Annotated in this window: 5 protein-coding genes; 2 read left to right on the top strand and 3 right to left on the bottom strand. The window is 70.3% G+C overall.

Annotated elements, in window-relative coordinates:
* The coding region (gene hemE, locus B1964_RS09130; protein WP_079929559.1) for a uroporphyrinogen decarboxylase at positions 1-822 on the bottom strand (822 nt) is incomplete at its 3' end.
* A gap of 132 nt (positions 823-954) precedes the next feature.
* Between hemE and B1964_RS09125 the strand changes: the two genes are divergently transcribed.
* Positions 955-1599 carry a DUF3000 domain-containing protein gene (locus B1964_RS09125; protein WP_014359855.1) on the top strand — a complete coding sequence of 215 codons (645 nt, stop codon included), beginning with the start codon at positions 955-957 and terminating at the stop codon, positions 1597-1599.
* Positions 1596-2882, top strand: a complete 1287-nt coding sequence (locus B1964_RS09120; protein WP_079929556.1) for a ribonuclease D — start codon at positions 1596-1598, stop codon at positions 2880-2882. The genes B1964_RS09125 and B1964_RS09120 overlap by 4 nt, the downstream gene beginning before the upstream one ends.
* A gap of 116 nt (positions 2883-2998) precedes the next feature.
* Here the strand turns inward: B1964_RS09120 and dxs are convergent, their stop codons facing one another.
* A complete protein-coding gene (gene dxs / locus B1964_RS09115) occupies positions 2999-4990 on the bottom strand; it encodes a 1-deoxy-D-xylulose-5-phosphate synthase (protein WP_079929558.1) in 1992 nt (663 codons plus the stop codon).
* Between the two features lie 97 nt (positions 4991-5087).
* Positions 5088-6017 (bottom strand): methyltransferase (locus tag B1964_RS09110; protein ID WP_079929557.1); only part of this gene is annotated, 930 nt, incomplete at its 5' end.

The following is a 6017-nucleotide window of genomic DNA, read 5'->3' as shown; positions in this document are numbered from 1 at the left end:
GGCCCCCCGCCAGTCGACGCCGATGACATCGGCGGGCTCGGCCATCGCCGCGAGCAACTCACCGGTGCCGACACCGAAATGGATTCGGGGAACGCCATATTCGGCGAGCTCGGCGAAGACGCGATCGACGTGCGGGGCGACGAAGGTGCGGTAGTCGGCCTCCGAGAGCGCACCGGCCCACGAGTCGAAGACCTGGACGGCATCGACCCCGGCGTCGAGTTGCACCTGCAGGAAGGTGATCGTGATGTCGGCGAGCCGGGCCATCAGCGCATGCCAGGTGTCGGGATCGGAGCGCATGAGCGCCTTGGTGTGGACGTAATTGCGACTCGGACCACCCTCGATGAGGTAGGAGGCCAGGGTGAACGGGGCACCGGCGAAACCGATCAGCGCGGTGGCCTCGTCGAGCTGATCGAGGATCTTCGTGACCGCGCGCGCGACCGCACCCACCGCGGCCGGGTCCAGACGCGGCAAGGCCTCGACGTCGGCGGTGCTGCGGATCGGCGCTGCGATGACCGGGCCGGTGCCGGCGACGATGTCGAGATCGACCCCCGCCGCCTTCAGCGGCACCACGATGTCGGAGAACAGGATCGCCGCGTCGACGTCATGGCGGCGGACCGGCTGCAGGGTGATCTCGCAGACGAGATCGGGGTCGAAGCACGACTCGAGCATCCCGATCTCGGCGCGGATCGCCCGGTATTCGGGCAGCGATCGCCCGGCCTGCCGCATGAACCAGACCGGCCGGCGGGCGGGCGACTCCCCCCGTGCGGCGGCAACGAGCGGCATACGGGAGTGACTGCGGCGGGTACCAGGTGCGTGCGACATCACCGATCACTCTGCCATGCGGTGGCCCGTCGGCAATCGCGCGGTCGGGCGTGCTCGCGGGGCGCCCGGTGGTGACCATCACCACGGCGCGCCTCCGACGCCCGACGTGGTCTCCGTCATACCGTCGGGGGCGTGACCTCCTCCGGAGCTCCGATGGAGCCTGCTGACTTCCGCACCGCGGTCGAGTCGCTGCATTCCGCGCGCATCCGGCGCGAGATCGAGGTCGGGCCGATCCGTCCCCCGCAGCGCCTCGCCCCCTACAGCTACGCCGTCGGCGCCGAGGTGCGCCCTCCGGACTCACCCGACGACCTCGACATCGACGCCGACGGCCAGGGCAGCGCCTTCGGACGGCTGATCCTGCTCTACGACCCCGACGGCCAGGATGCCTGGAACGGGACGATGCGGCTCGTCGCCTACATCCAGGCCGAGGTCGAGGCCGCACTCGCGATGGACCCGTTGCTCCCGGAGGTCGCGTGGAGTTGGTTGTCCGACGCGCTCGGCGTACCGGTCGGCCAGACCGCATCCGACGGCAGTGTGCACGCCAGCTCCGGCGGCCGGGTGGAGGTGACCGCCCTCGGCGGCACCGTCACCTCGACGACGTCGGTGCGCTACGGCGACATCGCCGGCCCCCCGCGGGCTCATCAACTCGAGTTACGCGCCTCGTGGACCGCGCCGACCTCCGACGGCCTCGGCGGTCACCTCGAGGGGTTCTGCGAGGTGTTGTCCTCGGCGGCGGGCCTGCCGCCGGTCGGGGTCACCGAACTCGGGTCGGCGTGAGCGACGCGGACCCGATCGGAGCCGCGGAGGAGTCCGCGTCGGACTCCCCGCCCGTCACCCCGCTGTTGGCACCGCGTGAGGGGGTGCCGCCGGTCCTGTCGTCGGCCGCCGACTTCGCCGATGCGGCACAACGATTGGCGGCGGGCAGCGGTCCGGTCGCGCTCGACACCGAGCGGGCATCGGGCTACCGCTACTCGCAACGCGCCTACCTGATCCAGATCCGCCGAACCGGCGCGGGCAGCTTCTTACTCGACCCGATCGAGGAACCCGAGGCACTGCTGCCGGTGATCGACGCATTGGCCGAACCCGAGTGGATTCTGCATGCCGCCGACCAGGATCTACCGTGCCTACGCGAGCTGGGATTCCACGCCACCACGCTTTTCGACACCGAACTCGCCGGCCGGCTGCTCGGGCTGACCAAGGTCAATCTGGCCGCGATGGTCGAACAGTTCCTCGGATTCGGGCTGCAGAAGGGCCACGGGGCCGCCGACTGGTCGAAGCGCCCACTGCCCGCGGAGTGGCTCAACTACGCCGCACTCGACGTCGAGGTACTCATCGAGTTACGCGACGCGATGGACGCCGCCCTGCGCGACGCGGGGAAAAGTGACTGGGCGGCCGAGGAATTCGCATATGTGCTGCGCCGTCCACCGTCGCCGCCGCGCACCGATCGCTGGCGGCGGACCGCCAACATCCACACCGTCAAGACCGCCCGGGGGCTGGCAGCGGTCCGCGAATTGTGGTCGGCACGTGAGGAGATCGCGCAGCGACGCGACGTCGCGCCCGGTCGGGTGCTGCCGGACTCGGCGATCATCACCGCCGCCGCTGCCGCACCGTCGACCACCGACGAGCTGACCCGCCTTCCGGTCTTCGGCGGGCCGCGGCAACGACGGCAGGCCGGGATCTGGCTCTCGGCCCTACTGCGCGCACGCGACCTGCCCGAGGCCGAACTCCCGCCACGCAAGACTCCGGCCACCGGTCCCCCGCCGATCAGCCGCTGGGATCAACGCAACCCGGAGGCCGCGGCACGCGCGAGCGCGGTCCGGCCGCTGGTCAAACAGATCGCCGAGGAGCACACACTACCCCCGGAGAATCTGCTGACACCCGACCTGGTGCGCCAGTTGTGTTGGGAGGGAATCGATCCCCCGATCACCGAGGCGGCGGTCGACGCCCGCCTGGCGGCCGGCGACGCCCGCGACTGGCAGCGTTCGCTGACGGTCGGCCCGATCACCGCAGCGCTGAACGAGGCCACGTCGAGCACCTCGCCGACGCCGGGCCAGAGCTGACCTGCGGAACCGATCTCGCACCGAAAGAACCCCTGCGACAGCACTTGTCGCCATAGCGCGGCGGTCCCGAACCACCGCTGGTCGAACTACTGCCGGCCGAACTGCTCCGGCGCGGTCTACTCGGGGTCGGGGCCGTCGACCTCACGCAGCGAACGATCCGCACGCGACGCGTCGAGGCCGGTGTCGGCGAACTCGTGACGGTCGAGCCCCGGTGTCAAATGCATCCCGGAGACGGTCGCGGTGATCGAGCGCGCCAGATCCTGCGCGGTCAATCCCAGCTCGGCGAGGATCTCCCCGCGTGAGGCGTGTGCGATGAATTGCTGTGGGATACCGCGGTTCTGCACCGGAACGGTGACCTCGGCGATACCGAGCGCGGTCGCCACCGCCGACCCCACCCCTCCGTGCACACCGCTGTCCTCGAGGGTGACCACCAACCGGTGCCGGCCGGCGATCTCGGTGATCGACGCCGGAACCGGGAGCACCCACCGGGGATCGACGACGGTGGCCTCGATGCCCTGACTACGCAGCCGTTCGGCGGTGTCGAGGGCCAGCGAGCAGAACGCCCCGACCGCGACGATGAGCACGTCACCACCGATCGGTTCGGCCGACGGGGTGCCCCGACGCAACACATCGACTCCGTCGTCGAGACGCACCACAGCGCGGATATCTTCGGGCACAGCACCTTTGGAGAATCGCAGTGCGGTGGGCCCGTCGTCGACGGCGAGCGCCTCGTCGAGTTCTTCGCGGAGCCGCACGGCGTCGCGGGGAGCCGCAACCCGCATCCCGGGGACCATCGCGAGCAGCGAGAGATCCCACATCCCGTGATGGCTCGGCCCATCGGGACCGGTGATCCCCGATCGGTCGAGGACCAGCGTGACCGGCAGCTCGAGCAGCGCAACGTCCATCAGCAACTGATCGAATGCACGGTTGAGGAACGTGGAGTAGATGGCGAGCACCGGATGCAGACCGCCGAGCGACAGCCCGGCCGCCGAGGTCATGGCATGCTGCTCGGCGATCCCGACATCGAACATCCGGTCGGGATACTTCTCACCGAAGGGTGTCAGACCCGTCGGACCGGGCATCGCGGCCGTGATCGCCACGACGTCCTCGCGGGCCGCCCCCGCCTCGACGAGTGCCGTGGAGAACACCGACGTCCAATCCTGCGGTGCCACGGACTTCGCCCGGCCGGTCACCGGATCGATGACGCCGGTGGAGTGCATCTGGTCGGCCTCGTGGTTCTCGGCGTGCGCATAGCCCATGCCCTTGCGCGTGACGGTGTGCACGATGACCGGCCCACCGAACGAACGGGCCTGCGTGAACGCCGATTCGAGCGCCTCGACGTCGTGGCCGTCGACCGGGCCGACGTACTTGAGGCCGAGGTCGGTGAACATCTCCTGTGGCGCGAGAAGGTCTTTCAGTCCGCTCTTGACCCCGTGCAGAACGGCGTAGGCCGGGTCGCCGACCACCGGCAACCGTTTGACCACACGCCGGCCCTCGTCGAGGACCCGCTCGTAACCGGGCTGCAGCCGCAGCCCGGACAGATGCCGGGCCAGCCCGCCGATCGTCGGCGCGTAGGACCGGCCGTTGTCGTTGACGACGATCACCACGCGACGATCGGCGGCGGCGATGTTGTTGATCGCCTCCCAGCACATCCCGCCGGTCAACGCCCCGTCGCCGACCACCGCGACGACCGTCCGGTCGTCCTGGCCGGTCAGCGCGAACGATTTCGCGAGCCCGTCGGCGTAGGACAGTGCCGCCGAGGCGTGCGAGGACTCCACCCAGTCGTGCGGGCTCTCGGACCGCTCCTGATAGCCGGTCAACCCGCCGCGCTGCCGGAGCGAATCGAAGCCCTCGCGTCGCCCGGTGACGATCTTGTGGACGTAGCACTGGTGGCCTGTGTCGAAGATCACCGGGTCGATGGGTGAATCGAACACACGATGAATGGCCAGGGTCAGCTCGACGACACCGAGGTTGGGCCCGAGGTGGCCGCCGACCGCCGACACCTTCTGGATCAGGAACTCGCGGATCTCGCCCGCCAGCGCGTCGACCTCTGCGGCCGACAGCGTCCGCAGGTCGGCTGGTGAGTTGATGCGCTCCAGCAGGCCCATCTGATCCTCCATCACTGATCGTCTCGCTCCCGGGCGACGTGGTGCGTACCCGGCGGGCTACCCGGCACACCGACAGGTGCGCGCGGGAGCATGTGTGTCAGTCTACGGTCGCCGGTGGCGCACCCCGGTCCGCCGAGCGCGGCAGCGGGCGTGAGTTCGACCGCACGAGCACGGCGATCGCCTCGATGTGATGGGTGAGCGGAAATGCGTCGAATCCGCGGATCTCGCGGGTCTGATACCCGTTCTCGGCGAAGAATCCCAGGTCGCGGGCGAACCTCGCGACGTCGCAACCGACGTGCACCACCACGTCCGGGCCGGCCGCGGCGAGTTGTCCGATCACCCGTGCACCGGCCCCCGTCCGGGGTGGATCGAGCACGACGACCCCGGCGTCGGGGAGTCCACCGATGGTTGCGGCGACCTCGCCGCGGTGCACCTCGACGCCGTCGTCATCGGCGAAGGTCGCTTCGGCGGCGGCCAGTGCCCCGGCGTCGGAATCCACGATGTGCACCGCCTGCGCATGCAGGGTGTCGGTCAGCGTGGCAGCGAAGATCCCGGCGCCGCCATACAGATCCCAGCATGTCCCGACCGAGTCGGTGTGGCGCGCAACGAGATCGGCGACGGTCCGCGCATACACTCCGGCGGCGGCCCGGTGCCCCTGCCAGAATCCGGTCACCGGGATGTCCCAGGTTCGCTCGCCGACCCGGTGGCGCGCGGCGGTGTGTCCCTCGATCACTCGTGTCGTCCGCGGTCGTTCGGGGCGCCGCCGACGTTGCTGTGCGGCGCGACGACCACCGCCGGCTCGACGACCACCGCGAGCACGTGTGGTCGTGTCGTCGGCGGGCGCGATCTCGGTGAGGTGTCGCGCGCCGTCGTCGTCGAGTACGAGCGCGAGGTCGGCGTGCGGGGTGAACCGCCCGTCGAGCGCCGTGAGGTCGGTCAGGCGCGGATCGGTTTGCGCGCAGGGCCGGCCGACGACGAGGCCGGCCTCGCCGCGCCGGTGCAGTCCGGCACGCCCGTGGGCATCGAC

Origin of the sequence: Gordonia sp. i37, assembly GCF_002043085.1 — a bacterium.
Taxonomy (GTDB): Bacteria; Actinomycetota; Actinomycetes; order Mycobacteriales; family Mycobacteriaceae; genus Gordonia; species Gordonia polyisoprenivorans.
The sequence above is the reverse complement of the archived record's forward strand: the minus strand, read 5'-3'. Positions and strand labels throughout refer to the sequence as shown.